This is a genomic window from Brevundimonas huaxiensis, from assembly GCF_014218725.1.
GTDB lineage: Bacteria > Pseudomonadota > Alphaproteobacteria > Caulobacterales > Caulobacteraceae > Brevundimonas > Brevundimonas huaxiensis.
In genome coordinates this window covers 58,258-78,907 of sequence record NZ_JABBJE010000002.1, presented here as the reverse complement: position 1 = coordinate 78,907, position 20,650 = coordinate 58,258, and the positions used below count along the sequence as shown (strand labels likewise).

Below are 20,650 nucleotides of genomic sequence, written 5' to 3'. Positions count from 1 at the left end.
AGTATCCGATGCGCCACGCCCTCCCCGCTGTTTCCATCCTGGCCCTGATGATGGCCTGCTCGCCGGCCCTGGCGCAGGAGACGACGCCGAACATCGACGCCGCGCGGATGAATGAGTCGGTTCGGGTTCTGGCGTCGGACGATTTCGAAGGCCGCGCGCCCGCCTCGGCCGGTGAGGAAAAGACCGTCGCCTGGTTGGTCGAACAGTTCAAGGCGGCGGGGGCCGAGGGCGGCGGGCCGGACGGCGCCTTTGTTCAGGTCGCCCATCTGTCGCGCACCCGCCAGGACGGTCCGGCCACCGTCGCCGCGACCGTCGGCGGCAAGACCATCAGCCTGGAGCGCGGTCCCGACATTCTGGTGTCCAGCGACCGGCCCACCGACCACATCACAGTGACCGACGCGCCCGTGGTCTTCGTCGGCTACGGCGCGACGGCGCCCGAGCGCCAGTGGGACGATTTCAAGGACGTGGACGTGCGCGGCAAGGTCATCGTCGTCCTGGTCAACGATCCCGACTTCCAGGCGCCCGACGGCGATCCGGTCGCGGGCAAGTTCGACGGAAACGCCATGACCTTCTATGGCCGCTGGACCTACAAGTTCCAGGAGGCGGGTCGTCGCGGCGCGGCGGGCGTGCTGGTGGTGCATGAAACGGCCGGCGCGGGCTATCCTTGGTCCACGCTGCAGAACTCATCGGCCGCGCCCAAGTTCGACATCGTGCGTCCCAACCCCGACGCCGAACGCGCGGCGTTCCAGGGCTGGATCCAGCGCGCCAAGGTGGAAGAGCTGTTCACCACCGCCGGCCTGGATTTCGCCGCCCTGAAGGACAGCGCGCGCAGCGCCGATTTCAAGCCCATCGTCCTGCCCGGCCTGACGATGAGCGTCGATTTCGGTCAGATCGCCGACAAGGTGGAGACCAAGAACGTCATCGCCCGCATTCCCGGTTCGGAACGCCCGGACGAGACCGTCATGTACGGCGCCCACTGGGACGGCTATGGCGTCGGCACGCCGAACGCCCAGGGCGACAAGATCTATAATGCGGCGGTGGACAATGCGACCGGCGTCGCCGCCTTGCTGGAACTGGCCCACGCCTTCGCCGAAGGTCCGCGCCCCAAACGATCGGTCGTCTTCGCCGCCTGGTCGGGCGAGGAGGCGGGCCTCCTGGGCTCGACCTATTACGCCGCCAATCCGGTCTGGCCGCTGGAGACCACGGTCGCCAACATCAACGTCGACAGCCTTTTGCCAGGAGCCGAGATCGACCCAAACGTCGTCGTCATCGGCAAGGGCAAGAATCAGCTGGACGACATTCTGGCGCGCCACGCGACCGAGACGGGCCGCACCCTGATCGCCGATCCGGCGCCCCAGGCCGGGGCCTTCTATCGCTCGGACCACTTCCCCCTGGCGTTGAAGGGCGTGCCGGCTCTGTTCCCGGCGGCGGGCTTCACCGGCGCCAGCGCGGTCAGCCGCGACTACGTCCAGAACCGCTATCATCAGCCCACGGACGAATGGGATTCGACCTGGACGATGGACGCCGCCGCCGCCGATGTGGCCCTGATCTACGCTGTCGGTCGCGAGCTGGCGGACGACGACCAATGGCCGGAGTGGAACGCGGGCGCCGAGTTCGGCCCGGCGCGGGACGCCTCGAAGGCGTCGCGGCGCTAGAGTTCCAGCTGAAGCTCGGGCGCGGCGGCGGTGGTCGCGGCGCCTAGCGGCAGATGCAGGATGAAGGCGGCGCCCTTGCCCGGCTCGCTTTCGACCTCGGCCCAGCCGCCGTGCAGTTCGACCAGGGCTTTGACCAGGGCCAGACCCACGCCGGGACCGCCGCGCTCGCGCCGCACAAAGCGGTCAAAGACATGGGCCTGTAGGTGATAGGGAATCCCGCGCCCGGTGTCGGACACCGTCAGGCGGATTTCGGACGGGCCGGTCTCGGCCTTCAGCTCCACCGCCCCGCCTTCGGACACGGCGCGCGCCGCATTCTCCAGCAGATGATCCAGCGCCTGGCCGATGCGGTGTTCGTCGGCACGGATGGGCTTGAGATCGGCGGGACAGGACACGGTCAGGGTGGCGCCGCGTCCCTCGACCCGCGCGCGGACCTTTTCGGCCGCCTGGCTCAACAGGTCGCAGACCCTAAGGTCGCCCAGCGACAACTCCATCTCGCCGGCGTCGATCTGGGCCATGTCCAGCACATCGTCGATGGAGCGGGCCAGCTGGCTGGCGGCGATGCGGATGGCGCCCGCGTGCTGGCGGCTGCGCTCGGGCAGGTCGCCCATCGTCTCCAGCAGTTCGGAATAGCCGACGATGGTCGTCAGCGGCGTGCGCAGTTCATAGGAGACGCTGCCCACGAACTCGCGCTTCAGCGCCTGGCTTTCGGCCAGGGCCTGTTCGCGCTGCACCAGCGCCTGCTCCAGCCCGCGTCGGGCCGTTACGTCCGAGAAGGCGACCAGGGTCGCGCCGTCCGGCAAAGGACGAGTCTGCCAGGCGGCGACGCGACCGTCCACGGTCCGGCCCTCACCGGAGATGGCGACACGGCTTTCGGGATCGGGATCGGCGACACGCGCCTTCAGCCCCAGCCACAGGGCGGGATCGGGCAGCACGGCCTTGCACAGTTCGGCCAGGGCGTCGAAGTCCGAGGCCGTGGCGATCTTGTCCGTCGACAGGTTCCAGAAGGTCTCGAACGCCTCATTGTGCAGCCGCAGTCGGCCGTCGGAGCCGAACACCGCAACCGCGTCGTTCAGCTTGTCCAGCGTCGCGCGCTGGACCTGGATCTGGGCGTTGAAGCGGCTGCGCAGCTTCAGCTCGTCGGTGATGTCCGAGAAGATCAGCAGAATGCCGCCCAGCGGGTGCGGCTGGCGCACAACGCGCAGGGTGCGCCCGTCGGGCAGGGACCAGCTGTCGTCCGGCGAGGCCTCCGACGCGCCATAGAACTCCAGCTCACGCGCCTTCCAGCCGGCATAGTCGACGACCTCGGGCAGGCTGCGACGCTGGCGCAGACGGTCCAGCAGCTCGGCATGGGTCGGACGTTCGTCCAGCCAGGCCGCGTCGATGTCGAACAGGGCCTGGAAGGCGGTGTTGTGGAAGGCCAGCCGCTTTTGCGGGCCGAAGATGGCGACGGCGTCGGCCAGGTGGTTCAGCGTCTCGTCATGGGCGTCGACGTGGCGGCGCAGGGTGTCGCGCGTCTCTTCCGCCTCGGTCACCTCGATGGCGAAGGCGGTGACGGCGCCGCCGCCCGCCGGCTCGGCGATGATGCGCCAGGCGCGCCGCGCGCCCCCGCCGGTCGTCCAGCGGAAGCCCTCCTGTCGCACGCCCAGCCGTGCGGCCTCGGCGACCAGGGCGTCGGCGCCGCGGTCGAAGGACACGCCCTTTTCGACGGCGTCGTCGATGCTCTCGGCATTGGTCTCGTTCAGCCAGGCGCGGTTGGCCCAGGCCAGTTTGCCGGTCCCGTCCACGACCCAGGTCGGGGTGGGCGAGGCGTCGCCCAGCAGGGCCAGGCCGCTTTCCGTCGCATCCGCCCCGGTCAGGGTAAAGCGCGAGGCGGGCGACAGCCGCAGCCAGGCCGAACCGCCCGCGACCCGTCCCTCGATCCGCCAGGGCTCTACATCGTCCAGCGCGACCAGACCTTCGAACGCCTGACCTTCGTGAACTAGAGCGTCGATCAGGGCGCCGTGGGTGATCCGGAGTTTGTTCAGGACCGCGGCCCCGGCCTCGGCGTCCTCACCCGCCAGCCGCGCGATCAGTTCGGCCGAACCGATCGGCAGACCGGCGGCCTGCCCGTCCGGCGTCAGGGCCAGGCTGACGTCGTCGAAGGCGCGCAGCATGGCGTCATGGCGGCTGAGGTCGGCCAGGGCCTCAACCCGCTCGCGCTCGGCGGCGACGGCGGTCTCATGCAACCGCCCACGCAGCAGCAAGGCCCAGGCGCTGACGGCCATGGCCAGTCCGGCTGCGCCCGCTGTGGCGACATAGGCGATGTCGGCCTCGGCCATTCGTGTCCCTGGAGAAGAGTCTCAGCCCCGATTCGCTAACCATACTCCAAGCGCGCGAAAAAGCGGCAGTCTCGTGATCGCGTCATCGCGCCCCGTTGCGACAGAGCGTCGAGACGGCGATATCGCGGACATGACCGACCCGATCGCTCCCTCCCTCGACGACTTCGCCCGCCTGGCGCAAGAGGCGTTCGACGCCCTGCCCGGACCGTTCAAAGATGCGGCGGGCGAGGTGGTCATCCGCATCGACGACTTCGCCGACGAGTCGACGCTTGCCGAGATGGAGATCGAGGATCCGTTCGAGCTGACGGGCCTGTATCACGGCGTGGACATCGGCCGGCGCGACAGCCTGGGCCCGGCGGCCGAGCCGTCGCGGGTCTTCCTCTATCGCCGCCCCATCCTGGACGAATGGTGCGAGCGCGGCGACGTTGGGATCGGCGAACTGATCGCCCACGTCCTGATCCACGAGATCGGCCACCACCTGGGCCTGACCGACGACGACATCCACGCCATCGAGGACGACGCGGACTGACCCCTTATTTCGTCGCCGGATAGGGCGTCGTCACCGCGCCGGAGATCATGCCGGGGATGGCCTCGCCCAGGCCCAGCAGGATGAACTGGATCGCCAGAGCGCACAGGATCAGGCCCAGCACCTTGACGATGATCGCCATGCCGACCTCGCCCAACAGGCGGCTGAGCGACCCGGTCAGGGCGAAACAGACGAAGGAGACTGCGCAGGCCGCCGCGATCGCCACCAGCGACCCCATGGTCCCGGCATAGCCCAGCTTGGCGGCCTCGCCCGCCTGGATGATGACCGCCGAAATGGCACCGGGGCCGATCATCAGCGGAATGGCGAAGGGCACGACCAGGCGCTGGAACCGCCTGCGGGCATAGCCGCGCACGTCTTTGGAGTCCGCCAGCGCATCCTTGTCAGCGAACATGGCCAGGAAGTCGCCGCGCGCCATGTCCAGCCCCAGGAACAGCAGCAGTATGCCGCCCGCAATGCGGAACGCCGCCAGCGAAATGCCGAAGAACTGCAACAGGCCCAGGCCCGTGAACAGGAAGAAGGCCAGGAAAACGGCGGCGAAGGCGCAGATCAGGGCCGAGACCGAAATCCGCTGGCGCAGGGTCGCCCCGGCCGTCGCGGCGGCGAAGATCGGCAGATTGCCGATCGGGTCCAGCAGGGCGAACAGGGTCACGAACAGGTTGACACCCAAATCGACTGCGTTCATCGCCTGCCCTCGCCCTCAATCCATCACGCCGCCCTGCCGACGCGCCCTCGTGTCCGGCATAGCCGCTCAGCGCGAGTCCGTCGATGACCGATCCCCAAACCGCCTCCGATCGTGCGCCCGACGAGCGGATCATCTGCGCCCTTGACGTGCCGACGACGGCCGAGGCGGCCGCCCTGGCCGAGCGGATCGGCGATGCGATCGGCTTCTACAAGGTCGGACTGCAACTGTTCGCGGTCGACGGCATGGCGCTGGCGCGTGAGCTGAAGGCGCAGGGGCGAAAGATCTTCCTGGACTGGAAGCTGCACGACATCGGCGCGACGGTGGAGAAGGCGACGGCCAATCTGGCGGGCGCGGATTGCGACCTGTTGACGGTCCATGCGCGGCCCCAGGTCATGGCGGCGGCGGCGCGCGGCGCGGCGGGCTCGAAGATGAAGGTGCTGGGGGTCACGGTCCTAACCAGCCTGACGGCCGAGGATTTGGCCGCCGACGACCACAGCCTGTCGCCGGCCAGTCTGGTCGAACGGCGTGTGCGGCAGGCGCTGGAGGCCGGGATCGACGGCGTCGTCTCCAGCCCGCATGAGGCGGCGCGCGCCCGGGCTCTGGCGATCGAGGCGGGGCGGCCCGACTTCCTGATCGTCACACCCGGCGTGCGACCCGTCGGCGCCGCGCTGGACGATCAGGCGCGAGCGGCGACGCCACAGGCGGCGCTTGAAGCCGGCGCGACCCATCTGGTGATCGGCCGGCCGATCACGGCGGCGACCGATCCGCGCGCGGCGGCGCAAGCAATCGCACAGCAGATCGCCCTGATCTGAGACAGACCAGGGCGACCGTTCGTCTTCGGTTGTTTTCGAGAGTGGCGATCAGCCGCGCTCGCCCGGCTCCTGGGCGTAGCCGTGACGCGGCGGGGCGTGGGGCGCGGGCGCCTCGGGCGGCGGCAGGTCGCCGTAGTAGCCCGACGGCGGCGGCGGAGGAGGCGGCGGCGGCGGGGCCGTGTTCACCTCCGGCGGCGCGACATAGACCTGGGCCGGGGCCACATTGACCGGCGCGGACTGCACATAGACCGGCGACTGATCGACATAGACCGGGCCGCCGACCTCGACCTGGGCGGGCGCGACATTGACCTCGGCCGGGGCGACCTGGATGTGTTGCGGGCCGATGTTGACGGGCGCCGATTGCACATAGACCGGGGCCTGATCGACATAGACGGGCGGGCCGACATCGACCTGGGCCGTAGCCAGGTTCACCTGCGACGGAGCCACCTGAACGCGTTGCGGCCCGATGTTCACCGGCGGCGCCTGCACATAGATGGGCGGCTGTTCGATATAGGTAGGCGGTCCCATCTCGATCTGGGGCGGCGCCAGGCTGACCTGAGAAGGCGCGACATAGATGCGCTGCGGCGCGATCTGGACGGGCGGCGCCTGGACATAGACCGGCGGCTGATCGACGTAGCCTTGCTCGTAACGCTGCTCATAGCGGTGTTCGTAGCGAACCGGCGGGCGAACGGGCGGGCGGCAGTTGCAGTCGACCGGACGACCCGGATATGGACGCCAGCCGATGTAGTCACGGCCGAACCCATAGACCGGATAGCCGACCGGCGCGCTGACCGGAGGACGGCCGACCAGGACCGAGGTCGCGCTGACGCCGCCGACATAGCCGCCGCCGTAATAGCCGTCCGAATAGCCGCCGCTTCCGACATAGGTCGTGCCGCCGCCGACATAGCCGCGCTGGAAGCTGGACGAACTGGAATAGGACCGGGCGCTGCTCGCCGAATAGCTGGAGGCGCTCGCATAGGCGTTGGCGTTGGCGTTGGCGTTGGCATTGGCGTAGGCGCCGCCGTTCACGTTCACATTGACGTTGTGGTTGGCGTTGTAGTTGCCGCCGCCGTAGTGACCGCCGCCGCCGCATCCCCCGCCGCAGCCGCCGCCGGGATGGCCGCCGCCATAACCCCCGTGACCGGGACCACCGGCCAGAGCGGGCGCTGCGGAGAGCAGCAGAGCCGCCGACGCGGCGGTAAGTATCGACTGTATCGTCACGGGACAGACTCCTCTGAGTTGTCTCGTGACTGGCAAGTCCGGCGCCTGTTTCTTAAGGCGTGGTTAACCTTTGCGCCCGTCGCAGCGGGCTCGGCAGATTAGAAATCGACCGCCAGACCCTTCTTTTCCCAATCACCGAAACGGGTCGGTTCGGGACCGGTCGGACCGCCGTATTCCGTGTCCGCCTGAACCGTCGTTTCCGCCGCGCGACGATCCGCCGCTTCCTGAAGCGCGCGGCGCGCGGCCTCGCTGAGCGGCCGTTCGGGCGTGGCGTGGGGCACGTCGGCGTTGAAGACAGGCGCCGCAGCCGGCGTTTCGTCGGCGTCATTCGGCGCGAGGGTGGGATGTTCGGTCACAGGGCGGCTCCCTTGAGGCTTGATGCGCCTTCTCTCAAATAGAGGTTCAAGCCCGGGACGCCAGACGGATCGGGAATGGAACCGCGATGAACCATCTGAAGACCTTCATTCTGTTGGCGGCGATGACGGCCCTGTTCGCAGGGGTCGGCTATCTGATCGGCGGCGCGACCGGCATGGCGATCGCCCTGCTTTTCGCGGGCGGGATGAATCTGTTCAACTACTGGAACGCCGACAAGATCGTGCTGAAGATGTACCGGGCCCAGCCGGTCGATGAGCAGCACCCCAACGCCGTGGTCAGGAACTACGTCGCCGACGTGCGTCAGATGGCCCGCGACGCCGGCCTGCCCCAGCCACAGGTCGCCATCATTCCCAATGATCAGCCCAACGCCTTCGCCACGGGCCGAAACCCCGAGAACGCCGCCGTCTGCGCCACCACCGGCCTGTTGGACATGCTGACGCGCGAGGAGGTGCGCGGGGTCATGGCGCACGAGCTGGCCCATGTGAAGAACCGCGACACCCTGATCATGACGGTGACGGCGACCATTGCCGGCGCCATCGCTGCGCTCGCCAACTTCGCCCTGTTCTTCGGCGGCAACGACCGCGAGCGGCCGGGCGGCGTTATCGGCACGATCGCCCTGATGCTGCTGGCGCCCATGGCCGCCGGTCTGGTGCAGATGGCCATCAGCCGGGGACGCGAGTATGAGGCCGACCGCGTCGGCGCCGAAATCGCCGGCGATCCCCAGGCCCTGGCTTCGGCCCTGCAGAGGATCGACGCCTACGCCAGGCGGATCACCAATCAGACGGCCGAGCGCAATCCGGCCTCGGGTCAGATGTTCATCATCAATCCGCTGGCGGGCCGCGGCGCGGACAATCTGTTTTCGACCCATCCGGCGACGGGAAACCGCGTCCGGGCCTTGATGGAGCTGGGCGCGAAGATGGGCATGCAGTCCCGCGCCCGAACGCCGGACCTGACCCAGCCGCGACCGGACGCCGGTTTCACGACCACCGGCGTCCCGACCACTCCGAACGAGCCGCGCGGCCCCTGGGGGTGACGATGCGGGTGAACATGGGGCTGATCGTCGCGGCCTGAACGCCGTTTGCGGTTTGCACTCCGCGACCGGATCACCTCAGATGCGCCCCTGTTCAGCCATCGGGCTTTCTTGGGGAAATCCATGTCGCGTCTGCTCGCCTTCGTCTCCGCCGCCGCTCTTCTCGCCACGCCGGTCGCCGCCCAGTCGGTGGACCGCGTCGCCGTCAACGGCATCATCGATCAGGGGCTGAACCACAGCCAGGTGATGCAGACCGCCGCCTATCTGACCGACCGGATCGGCGGGCGGATGACCAACTCGCCCCAGATGCGCGAGGCCGAACGCTGGGCGCAGCAGCAGTTCCGCGACTACGGTCTGTCCGACGTGCGCGCCGAAGGGTTCGAGTTCGGCCGGGGCTGGTCCATCGTCCGCTCCAGCGCGCGCATGACCGCGCCGCGCCCGCTGGATCTGCGCGCCATCCCGGTGGCCTGGACGCCCTCGACCAATGGCGTGATCAGCGGCGGCGTGATCGTGGCCCCGATCTCCAAGGTCGAGGACTTCGACAAATGGCGCGGCAAGCTGTCGGGCAAGATCGTCATGCTGTCCCAGCCGGGCACGGGATCCGAGCCGACCGAGCCGGCCTTCCGCCGCTGGACCAGTGCCGAGCTGGCCGAGCGCAACACCTATAATCAGCCCCAGCATTCGCCGGCCGCCATCGAACGCTCGCTGAAGACCGTCAACTTCGCCAATCAGCTGGACGCCTTCCTGGCCGAACAGGGCGCCCTGGCCTGGGTGCGGATTTCCCAGCGCGACGGCGGCCTGCTGCACGGCACGGGCTACACCTATCAGGTCGGGGCCACGCCCAAGCTGGCGGGGATGGAGCTGGCGGCCGAGGACTATCGCCGTCTGGCGCGCCTGGCCCTGACCGACGCGCCGCCGACGCTGGAGCTGATGAGCGAGGTCCGCTTCCACGACGAGGACGTCAACGCCTACAACATCTTGGCCGACATCCCCGGCACGGTGCGCGGCACCGAATACGTCATGGCCGGCGCCCACCTGGACAGCTGGGTCGCCTCGGACGGCGCGGTCGACAACGCCGCCGGCAGCGCTGTGGTGATGGAGGCCGCCCGCATCCTGAAGGCCCTGAACGTCAAGCCCAAACGCACCATTCGTTTCGCCCTGTGGAACGGCGAAGAGCAAGGCATCCTGGGCTCACTGGCCTATGTGGACCGGCATTTGGCGACGCGGGCTGCGTCGAACGATCCGGCGCTGGCGGGCCTGCCGGACAACCGCACCTGGCGCAGCCGCTGGCCGATCGAGCCGCGCGCCGGCTATCGCGATCTGGTCGCCTATTTCAATCTGGACAACGGCTCGGGCAAGATCCGCGGCATCAACGCCGAGGGCAATGTCGCCGCCGCCCCGATCTTCCAGGAATGGCTGGCCCCGTTCGCCAGCATGGGCGCAACGACCGTCTCGCTGCGCAATTCGGGCGGCACCGACCACGTCTACATGCAGACGGTGGGCGTGCCGGGGTATCAGTTCATTCAGGACCCGCTCGACTATTCCAGCCGCCTGCACCATACCAGCATCGACAGCTACGACCACCTGAAGGCCGAGGACCTGCGTCAGGCGGCCGTCATCCTGGCCAGCTTCCTGCTGAACGCCGCCAACCGCGACGAACCCCTGCCCCGCATGCCGCTGCCGACCCAGCCCACGCCGAGCGATCCGTTCGAATATCCGGCGGACTGAAAATGACGACCCTCTCCCCTTGTGAGAGGGCTTCAGCACACGGCGGCGTAGCCGTCGTCATTGTGCGAAAGGGTGAGGGTCGGCTGGTGCGATCTGGCCCACCATCCGACCCTCATCCGGCCGGGCTCCGCCCGGCCACTTCTCCCACCGGGAGAAGGGCTTAGAAAATCACACGCGCTCGACGCACAGGGCCACGCCCATGCCGCCGCCGATGCACAGGGTCGCCAGACCCTTCTTGGCGCCCGAGCGCTTCATCTCGAACAGAAGCGTCGTCAGAATGCGCGCGCCCGACGCGCCGATGGGGTGGCCGATGGCGATGGCGCCGCCGTTGACGTTGACCTTGGCCGGGTCGAGACCCAGTTCCTTGACCACGCAAAGGCTCTGGGCGGCGAAGGCCTCATTGGACTCGACCAGATCCAGATCGGAAACGTCCCAGCCGGCCTTTTCCAGCGCCTTTTTGGAAGCCGGGATCGGGCCGGTCCCCATGATCGACGGATCGACGCCGGCGGTGGCGTAGGAGGCGATGCGGGCCAGCGGCTCCAGCCCGCGCGCCTTGGCCTCGTCGGCGCTCATCAGCACCAAAGCAGCGGCGCCGTCGTTCAGCCCGGACGCGTTGGCGGCGGTGACGCTGCCGTCCTTGGTAAAGGCGGGTTTGAGTTTCTGCATCAGCTCCAGCGTCGCGCCGTGGCGGATGTATTCGTCCTTGTCGACCGTCACATCGCCCTTCTTGCCGGGGATGACGACCGGCGTGATCTCCTCATCGAACTTGCCGGCGCTCTGGGCCGCCTCGGCCTTGTGCTGGCTGGCCAGCCCGAATTCGTCCTGCGCCTCGCGGCTGATGGACCATTTTTCGGCGATGTTCTCGGCCGTCTGCCCCATGTGATAGCCGTTGAAGGCGTCCCACAGACCGTCCCTGACCATGGTGTCGACCAGGGCGACGTCACCCATCTTGTGCCCGTTGCGCAGCTGTTGGGCGTGCGGCGCCTGGCTCATGCTCTCCTGGCCGCCGGCGACGACGATCTTCGCATCGCCCAGAGCGATCTGCTGGGCGGCGATGGCGACGGCGCGAAGGCCCGAGCCGCAGATTTGATTCAGGCTCCAGGCGGCGGCTTCCTTTCGAACGCCCGCGCCCACGGCGGCCTGACGCGCAGGGCCCTGACCCGCAGCGGCCTGGAGCACATGACCCAGGATGACCTCATCGACCTCGTCGCCGGAGACGCCGGCCCGCTCCAGCGCCGCCTTGATGGCGATCTCGCCGAGCTTGGACGCGGGAAGGGACGACAGGGCGCCCAGGAAGGCGCCGACCGGGGTGCGCGCGGCGGAAACGATGACGACGTCGGTCATGGGATTTCACTCTCTGGAGAATAACTCGGCGTGACCGTTTTGCCGCATTGCAGCGCGTTCGTCACCTGCGACGACATGGACAGGGCGCGATTCAGCCAATCGTCACCCTGTCGGCGCATTGTCGCGGAACGATAGAGGCGATCGACGGATTGGAAGGTCCATGCTGCGCACGCTGAAACGTCTTGTCACCCACGTCTGCACGCCGGACGAGCTGGACATGATCGAGCACTATCCGACGCGCGCGGAAAAGCTGGCGGATCTGTGGGTGCACGTCGTCGGCCTGATGCTGGCGGCGGTCGGCGGCATCATTCTGGCGGGTCTGGCCGGGGTCTATGCGGGGATCGGCGGCGTGATGGCGACCGCAATCTACGCCCTGTGCCTCGTCGGCATGCTGACGGCCTCGACCGTCTATAACTGGACAAACCCCTGCGCCGCGCGGCCCGTGCTGCGGCGACTGGACGAGGCGGCGATCTTCCTGATGATCGCCGGCAGCTACACTCCCTTCACCACCCAGCGGTTCGAAGGTCTGTGGGCCATCGGTTTCACCACCCTGATCTGGACCCTGGCCTTCCTCGGCGCCGGGGTGAAGCTGTTCGCGCCGCGCATCTCGGACAAGTTCTGGAGCGGCGTCTATGTCGTCTTCGGCTGGCTGGCGGTCGCGGCGCTGAAGCCGATGGTCGAGACGGTGCATCCCGTCGCCCTGGCCCTGCTGGTCATCGGCGGCCTGATCTACACCGCAGGCGTCTTCGTCTTCATCAGCCCGCGCGTGAAGTTCCGCCGCGCCATCTGGCACGGCTTCGTCGTTACCGGAGCGACCGTGCATTGGACGGCCGTACTGGTCGGCGTCGTGCTGGCCCCGGCCATGAGCCACTGATTGACCGTCCGTTCACGGCGGTTTTCTGCCCCTCTGGCGCATCGCGTCGCAACGGAGGATAGTGACGCGTTGCAACATCGCGAGAACAAGCGTGGCTGACGAAAAGACCAAGGGTGGAAAGACCGGCGACAGCGCTCAGGTCGTCATCAAGAAGTATGCGAACCGCAGGCTCTACAACACGCGGACCAGCGCCTATGTGACGCTGGAAGATCTGGCGACCATGGTGCGCGAAGGGACGGAGTTCGTCGTCTATGACGCCAAGACCAACGACGACCTGACCCGCCAGATCCTGACCCAGATCATCTTCGAGGAAGAGAGCCGGGGCGAGGCCTTGCTGCCAGTTCAGTTCCTGCGCCAGTTGATCGGCTTCTACGGCGGTCAGATGCAGGGCGTCCTGCCCTCCTACCTGGAGATGTCGTTGGCCAACTTCGGTCGCCAGCAGGAGCAGTTCGCCAGTCAGATGGGCCGCGCCTTCGGCACCGGCGCGGGCGCGACCCTGATGGAGGACGCCGCGCGGGCCAATATGGCGATGTTCGAGCGCGCCATGCAGATGTTCCCGGCCTTCACCTATCCTCGCGGCGGGCCGACGCCGGCCGCGTCGGACGACAAGGCTGAACCCGCGCCGCCGCCCGAGGCGCCCGACGCCCTGGACGAAATGCGTCGCCAGATGGACGAGATGCGCCGTCAGATCGAGAAACTGGCGGGCGGCAAGGGCAAATGACCGACCGGATACAGGCCGTCGGCGGACCGGACCGCGTGGATCGCCGCGAAGGCGAACGCCGCGAGCGCGAGCGGCGCGCCCGATCCGCCTCGCGCGCCCTGGTCCCGGTCGATGCGCCGGACATGGTCGAGCCCCAATCGGCCCCGGCAAGAGCTGCCGTCCTGCCGACGCCCGAGCCCGGCGCCGCCGCCTTCGTGGCCCAGCAGATGGGCCAGAGCGGCCAGAAACGGGGCCTGCGCGGCGGCCCGCCGGTTCTGGATGCGGCCCGCTCCGCCTACCTCGGAGCCGAATATTCGGGTGCGGCCGAGCGTCGTCCGAAAACGGGCAAGACCGCCAAGACCGACATCTGAGCTGACGCCGCTCCCGCGGCACGGGGTTTGCTGGGGGCGAGGCAGAACGCTCTTTGCCGGACTCGCCCATGCCCGCCGTCTTCGCCCTCGCCGCCAAAGCCTTCGACGTCGCCGTCGTCGCCTTGATCTTCACGGCATTTTCGTAAGCGCTACCGCGCTTCGCGCTGCTTGAGCGCATGTTTCTTGGGGCCTACCGGCGCTTCGCGCTGCTTGAGGCCGTTATCGGGGGAGCCGTTGGGCTCATGCCCCGCCGAAATCGAAATCCTTGCGCGACGCGATGATGGTCACGATGAACCCGGCCAGCACGTCCAGCAGGATCATGATCACGATCAGGAAGAAGGTCGAGGTCGCGAACCCCGGCAGCAGCAGGAACTCAACCAGCACGCCGATGAACAGGATCATCGACAGGGCGTGATTGATGATGGCGATCCGCTGGCTGGAGGTCGACTTCACCAGCTCGAAGAACAGCAGGATCAGGCCGAGGAACAGAATCAGGTCGCCCGACCCGATCGTCCATTGCGCGCCCGAGGTCATGGTGACGGAAAACAGCGGATCGCGCAGCAGCACGTCCGCCTGCACCATCCCCGCCCCGCTCGGCGCGCCGAACAGCACCACGATATTATAGAGCACCACCGGGATCAGCAGCAGCGGAATGGCGAGCAGCATGGACGGTCCTCTCCGCAGCCGGTCCAAACGGCTACGCCTGTTCACCATGATTTAGCGCCGTTTGCGAAACGCCGCCACAAGGGTTCAGCGCTTGGGAAATCCGCCTGCCCGGCTGAGCGCCGACGGCGCCGGCCGGCCGATGGCCTCGCCGATCCAGCGCGCCGTCGCGATCAGGGCGTCCAAGTCATAGCCGGTCTCGAACCCGCCCCGCGCCAGCATATAGACCAGATCCTCGGTGGCGATGTTTCCCGTGGCGCCGGGCGCGAACGGACAGCCGCCGATCCCCCCGACCGAGGCGTCCAGCACGTCGATCCCGGCCTCGACGCCGGCATAGGCGTTGGCCAGGCCGGTGTTGCGGGTGTCGTGGAAATGCAGGCGCAGGGTCGCATTCGGCGCGGCCGCCCTGGCCGCCTCGACCTTTTTCGTCACCGCCCAGGGATCGCCCGCGCCGATGGTGTCGGCCAGCCCGATTTCGCCCACGCCCATCTCGGCGATCGCGCCGACCATGTCCGCGACCTGATCGACAGAAACCTCGCCGTCGAACGGACAGCCCCAGACGCAGGAGATCATGGCCGACAGCGACGGCGCGCCCTCGCTGGCCTCGGCGTTGTGGCGGCGGGCGACGATCTCGCCCAGCATGGCCAGTTGATCCTTCACCGCCAGGCCCTGGTTTTTCAGGCCGAAGCCGTCGGTGGCGGCGACCGAGACATTGACCTCGTCCACCCCGGTCGCCAGCGCCCGGTCATAGCCCTTGCCGTTCAACACCAGGCCGATGCGGCTGCGCCCCGCCTCATGCGGCAGGGCGGCCATGACCTCTTCGGCCCCCGCCATCTGCGGCACATATTTGGGATGGACGAAGGAGACGGCCTCGATCCGTTTCGCCCCCGCCTGCTCGAGCCGTCGCACCAGTTCGGCGCGGACGGCGGGCTCAAGCACCGCCTTTTCGTTTTGCAAGCCGTCACGCGGCCCGACTTCGACAATCTGGATGAAGCGGCTCATCACTCGGCTCCCGCTGCGGCGTTACCGTTCCCATTCCCGTTTCGGGGCGGCGGCGCATAGACGGTCAGGCTGACCGGATCGCCGGCCGAATAGTTGTAGCCGTTGACCGTCCCGACCGCGCGACCCGACACGCCCAGACGCGCCGCAGCGGCACGGAAGGCGTCGGCGTCGCGTCCCTCAACGATGGCGGGCCGCCCCTCGGCCAGGGCTTCGGCCGCGCCCTGGGCGTCGGTCAGGTCGGTGTCGCGTCCGGTCAGGAAGACGAAGCTGGGTTCATGGAAGCCGGTGATCGCCACCGGCCCCGGCGTGCGACCCTGGCGCGGATGCAGGTCGGCCGCCTCCAGCGCCTTTTCCAGCTGGGGCGCGATGGCCAGGGGCCGCAGCTGGCGGATCGTGCCCGACAGGGCCGCGTGCGCCACGATCCCGAAAGCCAGCGAGGCGACCAGCGCTGCGACCGGCGCACGGTTCAGCAGCAGGAAGCCCCCCATCGCCCCCGCCGCCAAAGCCATGACCACCGTCAGCGCCGCCCAGGTCTGGGCCGTCGAGGTGCCATAGACGGTCAGTCCATAGACGGTGATGCCGATGATCAGCAGGGCCGCGAAGGCGCCCAGCACCGCGCCAGTGATGCGCGAAACCTTGCCGATGGGCTGGGCCAGGGCGGCGGCCGCCAGCAGCGCCAGCGCCCCGAAGGTCGGCAGGGTGTAGTGCCACAGCTTGGTCGGCGCCAGTTCGAACATCAGCCAACCGGGGACCAGCCAGCAGACCAGGAACCGGATCGCCGGCTCGGCGCGTCGGCTCCAGCCCGTCGAGACGGCGGCGGGCAGCAAGAGGGTCGAAGGGAAGAACAGCAGGGGCGCCAGCAGCACGTACATGCCGGGGAAGCCCGAATGGCTTTCGTGCGCGCCGGCGATCTTGGGCGCCAGGTCCCCGCCGATGGCCTCGCGCCAGAAGCCGCCGTCGGTTGCGATGGTGATGGCGATGGCCCACGGTCCGACCATCAGGGCGACCAGCGGCAGGCCCCAGCCCCAGCCGAGGCGATACAGCCATTTGACGTTCCGGTCCCAGATCGACAGGGCGATGATCGCCAGGGCCACGACCAAAAACCCGATCGGTCCCTTGATCAGGATCGACAGACCGATCCCGATCCAGAACAGCAGCTTGTGCGGCCGGATCGGGCGTTCGCCCGCCTTCGTCGCCATATAGATGCGCGCCAGCGCCGCCATGGCCAGGGTCGTCGCCCCGCACAGCATGGCGTCGGTCTTGGCGATCCCCGCCTCGGTCGACAGCAGGAAGGTCGCCCCCATGATGGCCCCGCCAAAGAAGCCGACCCGGCTGCCCAGCATGGCCGAGCCCGCCCAGGCCACGGCCCAGGCCGCCAGCATGGCGCCCAGCAGGGACGGGATGCGATAGGGCGCGATTTCGCGGTCCTCGACATCCGAGGTCAGGCCCACGGCGATCGCCTGCATCCAGTAGATGCCGACCGGCTTCTTCCAGCGCGGCTCGTCCTGATAGCGGATGTCCACATAGTCACCGCTTTCCAGCATCTGGGACGTGGCCTGGGCGAACCGGCTTTCGTCGCGATCCAGCGGCGGCAGCAGCAGCAGGCCCGGCAGCCCGGCGATCAGCGTCAGCAGGGCCGCGAGAACCGGCCCGCGCCAGCCGGCGATGCGGCCATCCAGATCGAAAGTCTTCATTCCAGACTCCTTACACGGCGACTACGCCGTCGTCAGCCGTCTCCCCTAAGCCGTCGTTATCCTCTATGGAGCGCCGATGACCCCCGAAACGCCCGAAATCTCCGTCGTCGTTCCCGTCCATGACGAGGCGGGCGCCGCCGTGCCCCTGGCGCGCGAGATCGCCGCCGCCTTCGCCGGCCGTTCGTACGAGATGATTTTCGTGGACGATGCGTCCAAAGACGCGACCCTGGCCGAGCTGAAGGCCGCCATGGTCGAACTGCCGGCCCTGCGCGTCCTGGCCCACGGGACCAATGCGGGCCAGAGCCGGGCGGTGCGCACCGGCGTCCTGGCCGCGCGCGCGCCGGTCGTGGTGACGATGGACGGCGATGGCCAGAATCCGCCCGCCGATGCGCCCCGCCTGGTCGACGCCTTGCTGGCCGCCCCCGGCGACGTGGGCCTGGTCGGCGGTCGTCGCGCCAAACGCCAGGACACCGAGGCCAAACGTCAGGCCTCGATCTGGGCCAACCGCATCCGCCGCAAGCTGCTGGGCGACGACGCCGACGACACCGGCTGCGGGCTGAAGGCCTTCCGCCGCGACGTCTTCCTGCGGCTGCCCTACTTCGATCACATCCACCGCTATCTGCCGGCGCTCATGATCCGCGAAGGGTTCAAGAACCAGTATCTCGACGTGGACCACCGCCACCGCGAGGTCGGTCGCTCGAAATACACCAACTGGGGCCGCCTGCGGGCGTCGGTCTCGGACCTCCTGGGCGTGATGTGGCTGAAGACGCGGTCCCGCAAGCCGGGCGCGATTTCGGAGTTCTGAAACAGCCACACCCTCCCCGCTTCGCAGAGAGGATAGGCAAACAAAAAGGGCGGGACCTTGCGGTCCCGCCCTTCTGCATTTCAGCGTCGGTTAGCTTGGACTTAGAAGTCCATGCCGCCCATGCCGCCCATGTCGGGAGCCGCAGCGCCGCCCGACTTCTTGGGGGCGTCGGCGACGGCGGCTTCCGTCGTGATCAGGATGCCGGCGACCGAAGCGGCGTCTTGCAAAGCCGTGCGAACGACCTTGGCTGGGTCGATGACGCCCATCTGCACCAGATCGCCGTACTCTTCGGTCTGGGCGTTGAAGCCGAACGAGGACTGCTCGTTTTCCAGCACCTTGCCGACGACGATCGAACCCTCGACGCCTGCGTTTTCCGAGATCTGACGGATCGGAGCCTGCAGGGCGCGACGGATGATGGCGATGCCGGCGTTCTGGTCGGCGTTGTCGCCCTTGACGTCGGCCAGGATCTTGGAGGCCTTCAGCAGGGCGATGCCGCCGCCCGGAACGATGCCTTCGTCAGCCGCGGCGCGCGTGGCGTTCAGGGCGTCGTCGACGCGGTCCTTCTTTTCCTTCACTTCGACTTCGGTCGAACCGCCGACGCGCAGGACTGCAACGCCGCCGGCCAGCTTGGCCAGACGTTCCTGCAGCTTTTCCTTGTCGTAGTCCGAGGTCGTGTCTTCGATCTGGCGCTTGATCTGGGCCACGCGGGCTTCGATCTCGTCCTTGCCGCCGACGCCTTCGACGATGGTGGTGTCGTCCTTGGTGATCGAGACCTTCTTGGCCTTGCCGAGCATGTCGAGCGTGACGCTCTCCAGCTTGATGCCCAGGTCTTCCGAGATGACCTGGCCGCCCGTCAGGATGGCGATGTCTTCCAGCATGGCCTTGCGGCGGTCGCCGAAGCCCGGAGCCTTGACGGCGGCGACGCGCAGGCCGCCGCGCAGCTTGTTGACGACCAGGGTCGCCAGGGCTTCGCCTTCGATGTCCTCGGCGATGATCAGCAGCGGACGGCCCGACTGCACCACGGCTTCCAGGATCGGCAGCATGGCTTGCAGCGAGGTCAGCTTCTTCTCGAACAGCAGGATGAGCGGCTCTTCGAGTTGGGCCTCCATCTTGTCGGCGTTGGTGATGAAGTAGGGCGACAGGTAGCCGCGGTCGAACTGCATGCCTTCGACGACGTCGACGGTGGTGTCGGCGGTCTTGGCTTCCTCGACGGTGATGACGCCTTCGTTGCCGACCTTGGCCATCGCCTGGGCGATCAGCTCACCGATTTCCGAGTCGCCGTTGGCCGAGATGGTGCCGACCTGGGCGATTTCGGAATTGTTGGAGACCGGCTTGGAGTTGGTCTTGATCTCTTCCAGCACCAGGCCGACGGCCTTGTCGATGCCGCGCTTCAGATCCATCGGGTTCATGCCGGCGGCGACGGCCTTCAAGCCCTCTTGCACGATGGCCTGAGCCAGAACGGTTGCGGTGGTGGTGCCGTCGCCCGCCTTGTCGTTCGTCTTCGAAGCGACTTCGCGGATCATCTGGGCGCCCATGTTCTCGAAGGCGTCTTCCAGCTCGATCTCTTTGGCGACCGACACGCCGTCCTTGGTCGAGCGCGGGGCGCCGAAGGACTTCTGGATCACGACGTTGCGGCCCTTGGGACCCAGGGTCACCTTGACGGCGTTGGCGAGCACGTTGACGCCGCGCAGCATCTTGTCGCGCGCGTCGGTGTTGAACTGTACGATTTTAGCGGCCATGCGGGCAGCTCCTATCTATATGGATTGATTGAAGAACGTCAGACGTCGGGTGCTTAGGACAGCACGCCCAGGACGTCGGATTCCTTCATGATGATCAGGTCTTCGCCGTCGATCTTCACTTCCGTGCCCGACCACTTGCCGAACAGGATGCGGTCGCCGGCCTTCAGCTCCAGAGCATTGACCTTGCCTTGGTCGTCACGGGCGCCGGGGCCGACGGAGACGACTTCGCCTTCCTGCGGCTTTTCCTTGGCGGTGTCGGGGATGATGATGCCACCCTTGGTCTTGGATTCTTCTTCAACGCGCTTGACCAGCACGCGGTCGCCGAGCGGACGGAACGCCATCGGACTTCTCCCTCTAGAACCCCCGGATCGGGGCGTTTTTGAAACGGTGTGCGGCGCTCTCGCGATCGCCGTTTTGGCAGCCGACCAGCGAGAGTGCTAACGCGGGCGGGAGTTAGGCAGAGGCGCTGGCATCGTCAAGCGGCGCGGCTCGATCGCGGCGCGAATTCTCTGTGACAAATGAACCGAAAATGAATGCCGACCTCCGGGGTCGTTCAAACTGGCAGCGATAAAACAGCCTCAACGCTGGATGCCTTCCCCGCCTTTGGAATGCAGTTCGGCAACGAAAGAAGGAGACCAAGATGTCCAAGCTGCTGAAGATCACTGCGGTCGCCGCCGCCCCCGTCGTGGCCCTGAGCCTGATGGCCGCTCCGGCTTCCGCCCAATCGCGCGACCGCGACAACACCGGCCGTAACGCCCTGATCGGCGCCGCCGTGGGCGGTCTGGCCGGCGCCATCTATGGCAACGGCGACGGCAGCTATATCGCAGGCGGCGCGCTCGCTGGCGCGGCGCTGGGCGCGGTGGCCTCCAACCGCGGCTCGGGCTGCGAATACTACCGCGGCGGCCGGTGCTACCGTAACCAGGGCCATTGGGAGCGCGAGCACGGCATCGACCGCAGCCGCTCGGGCTACGATTACCGCTACGACGGCCGCCGTTACGACTCGCGCTATGACCGCCGCGACTACCGCGACTATCGCTACGACCGCCGCTGGTAAGCGTTCGACAGTCTAGGTGATCGGCAGGGCCCGTCC

Annotated in this window: 20 protein-coding genes; 10 read left to right on the top strand and 10 right to left on the bottom strand. The window is 67.8% G+C overall.

Features of this window, described 5'->3' with window-relative positions; genetic code table 11:
- Positions 1–8: 8 nt before the first annotated feature.
- Positions 9–1,655, top strand: coding sequence for a M28 family metallopeptidase (locus HF680_RS05535; protein ID WP_185224377.1), 1,647 nt, complete (start codon positions 9–11; stop codon positions 1,653–1,655).
- Here HF680_RS05535 and HF680_RS05530 read toward each other — a convergent pair.
- A complete protein-coding gene (locus tag HF680_RS05530; protein WP_185224376.1) occupies positions 1,652–3,973 on the bottom strand; it encodes a sensor histidine kinase in 2,322 nt (773 codons plus the stop codon). The genes HF680_RS05535 and HF680_RS05530 overlap by 4 nt on opposite strands.
- A gap of 130 nt (positions 3,974–4,103) precedes the next feature.
- On the opposite strand from HF680_RS05530, the gene HF680_RS05525 reads away from it, so the two are divergent.
- Positions 4,104–4,502, top strand: coding sequence for a metallopeptidase family protein (locus HF680_RS05525; protein ID WP_137720305.1), 399 nt, complete (start codon positions 4,104–4,106; stop codon positions 4,500–4,502).
- Between the two features lie 4 nt (positions 4,503–4,506).
- Here HF680_RS05525 and HF680_RS05520 read toward each other — a convergent pair whose 3' ends face one another.
- A complete protein-coding gene (locus HF680_RS05520; protein ID WP_017505485.1) occupies positions 4,507–5,202 on the bottom strand; it encodes a MarC family protein in 696 nt (231 codons plus the stop codon).
- A gap of 83 nt (positions 5,203–5,285) precedes the next feature.
- On the opposite strand from HF680_RS05520, the gene pyrF reads away from it, so the two are divergent.
- On the top strand, positions 5,286–6,014 hold the full coding sequence (gene pyrF / locus HF680_RS05515; RefSeq protein WP_185224375.1) for an orotidine-5'-phosphate decarboxylase: 729 nt from the start codon (positions 5,286–5,288) through the stop codon (positions 6,012–6,014).
- A gap of 48 nt (positions 6,015–6,062) precedes the next feature.
- On the opposite strand, the gene HF680_RS05510 is transcribed toward pyrF, so the two are convergent.
- The gene (locus HF680_RS05510) at positions 6,063–7,235 is read right to left on the bottom strand and encodes a ribosomal eL19 family protein (RefSeq protein ID WP_185224374.1); all 1,173 of its coding nucleotides are present in this window, start codon (positions 7,233–7,235) and stop codon (positions 6,063–6,065) included.
- Positions 7,236–7,333: 98 nt separating this feature from the next.
- A complete protein-coding gene (locus tag HF680_RS05505) occupies positions 7,334–7,591 on the bottom strand; it encodes a DUF1674 domain-containing protein (protein ID WP_185224373.1) in 258 nt (85 codons plus the stop codon).
- 86 nt (positions 7,592–7,677) lie between these two features.
- On the opposite strand from HF680_RS05505, the gene htpX reads away from it, so the two are divergent.
- A complete protein-coding gene (htpX, locus tag HF680_RS05500; RefSeq protein ID WP_185224372.1) occupies positions 7,678–8,643 on the top strand; it encodes a zinc metalloprotease HtpX in 966 nt (321 codons plus the stop codon).
- A gap of 120 nt (positions 8,644–8,763) precedes the next feature.
- A complete protein-coding gene (locus HF680_RS05495) occupies positions 8,764–10,368 on the top strand; it encodes a M20/M25/M40 family metallo-hydrolase (protein WP_185224371.1) in 1,605 nt (534 codons plus the stop codon).
- A gap of 168 nt (positions 10,369–10,536) precedes the next feature.
- On the opposite strand, the gene HF680_RS05490 is transcribed toward HF680_RS05495, so the two are convergent.
- Complete coding sequence (locus HF680_RS05490) at positions 10,537–11,712, bottom strand: acetyl-CoA C-acetyltransferase (RefSeq protein WP_185224370.1); 1,176 nt, start codon at positions 11,710–11,712, stop codon at positions 10,537–10,539.
- A 160-nt stretch (positions 11,713–11,872) separates the two neighbouring features.
- Here HF680_RS05490 and trhA point away from each other — a divergent pair, with 160 nt between their 5' ends.
- From trhA to HF680_RS05475, 3 genes are all read left to right on the top strand, one after another.
- Positions 11,873–12,586, top strand: a complete 714-nt coding sequence (trhA, locus tag HF680_RS05485; RefSeq protein ID WP_066625308.1) for a PAQR family membrane homeostasis protein TrhA — start codon at positions 11,873–11,875, stop codon at positions 12,584–12,586.
- 91 nt (positions 12,587–12,677) lie between these two features.
- Complete coding sequence (gene phaR / locus HF680_RS05480; RefSeq protein ID WP_185224369.1) at positions 12,678–13,307, top strand: polyhydroxyalkanoate synthesis repressor PhaR; 630 nt, start codon at positions 12,678–12,680, stop codon at positions 13,305–13,307.
- The gene (locus tag HF680_RS05475) at positions 13,304–13,657 is read left to right on the top strand and encodes a hypothetical protein (RefSeq protein WP_185224368.1); all 354 of its coding nucleotides are present in this window, start codon (positions 13,304–13,306) and stop codon (positions 13,655–13,657) included. Before phaR ends, HF680_RS05475 begins: the two co-directional genes overlap by 4 nt.
- Before the next feature lie 240 nt (positions 13,658–13,897).
- Here the strand turns inward: HF680_RS05475 and HF680_RS05470 are convergent, their stop codons facing one another.
- The 3 genes from HF680_RS05470 to HF680_RS05460 all read right to left on the bottom strand — a co-directional run bounded on the left by HF680_RS05470 (position 13,898) and on the right by HF680_RS05460 (position 17,016).
- Entirely contained in the window at positions 13,898–14,323 is a 426-nt protein-coding gene (locus HF680_RS05470) for a hypothetical protein (RefSeq protein ID WP_066553946.1), read from the bottom strand.
- 84 nt (positions 14,324–14,407) lie between these two features.
- The gene (locus tag HF680_RS05465; RefSeq protein WP_185224367.1) at positions 14,408–15,322 is read right to left on the bottom strand and encodes a hydroxymethylglutaryl-CoA lyase; all 915 of its coding nucleotides are present in this window, start codon (positions 15,320–15,322) and stop codon (positions 14,408–14,410) included.
- Complete coding sequence (locus HF680_RS05460) at positions 15,322–17,016, bottom strand: ArnT family glycosyltransferase (RefSeq protein ID WP_185224366.1); 1,695 nt, start codon at positions 17,014–17,016, stop codon at positions 15,322–15,324. The genes HF680_RS05465 and HF680_RS05460 overlap by 1 nt, the downstream gene beginning before the upstream one ends.
- A 76-nt stretch (positions 17,017–17,092) precedes the next feature.
- Here HF680_RS05460 and HF680_RS05455 point away from each other — a divergent pair, with 76 nt between their 5' ends.
- Entirely contained in the window at positions 17,093–17,821 is a 729-nt protein-coding gene (locus tag HF680_RS05455) for a glycosyltransferase family 2 protein (protein WP_185224365.1), read from the top strand.
- A gap of 101 nt (positions 17,822–17,922) precedes the next feature.
- Here HF680_RS05455 and groL read toward each other — a convergent pair whose 3' ends face one another.
- Together groL and groES are read right to left on the bottom strand one after the other, a co-directional pair.
- Positions 17,923–19,560, bottom strand: a complete 1,638-nt coding sequence (gene groL, locus HF680_RS05450; RefSeq protein ID WP_185224364.1) for a chaperonin GroEL — start codon at positions 19,558–19,560, stop codon at positions 17,923–17,925.
- Between the two features lie 53 nt (positions 19,561–19,613).
- Positions 19,614–19,901: a co-chaperone GroES gene (groES, locus tag HF680_RS05445; protein ID WP_017505470.1), complete on the bottom strand. Its 288-nt coding sequence runs from the start codon at positions 19,899–19,901 to the stop codon at positions 19,614–19,616.
- Positions 19,902–20,200: 299 nt separating this feature from the next.
- Between groES and HF680_RS05440 the strand changes: the two genes are divergently transcribed.
- The gene (locus HF680_RS05440; RefSeq protein ID WP_185224363.1) at positions 20,201–20,614 is read left to right on the top strand and encodes a hypothetical protein; all 414 of its coding nucleotides are present in this window, start codon (positions 20,201–20,203) and stop codon (positions 20,612–20,614) included.
- Positions 20,615–20,650: the final 36 nt, after the last annotated feature.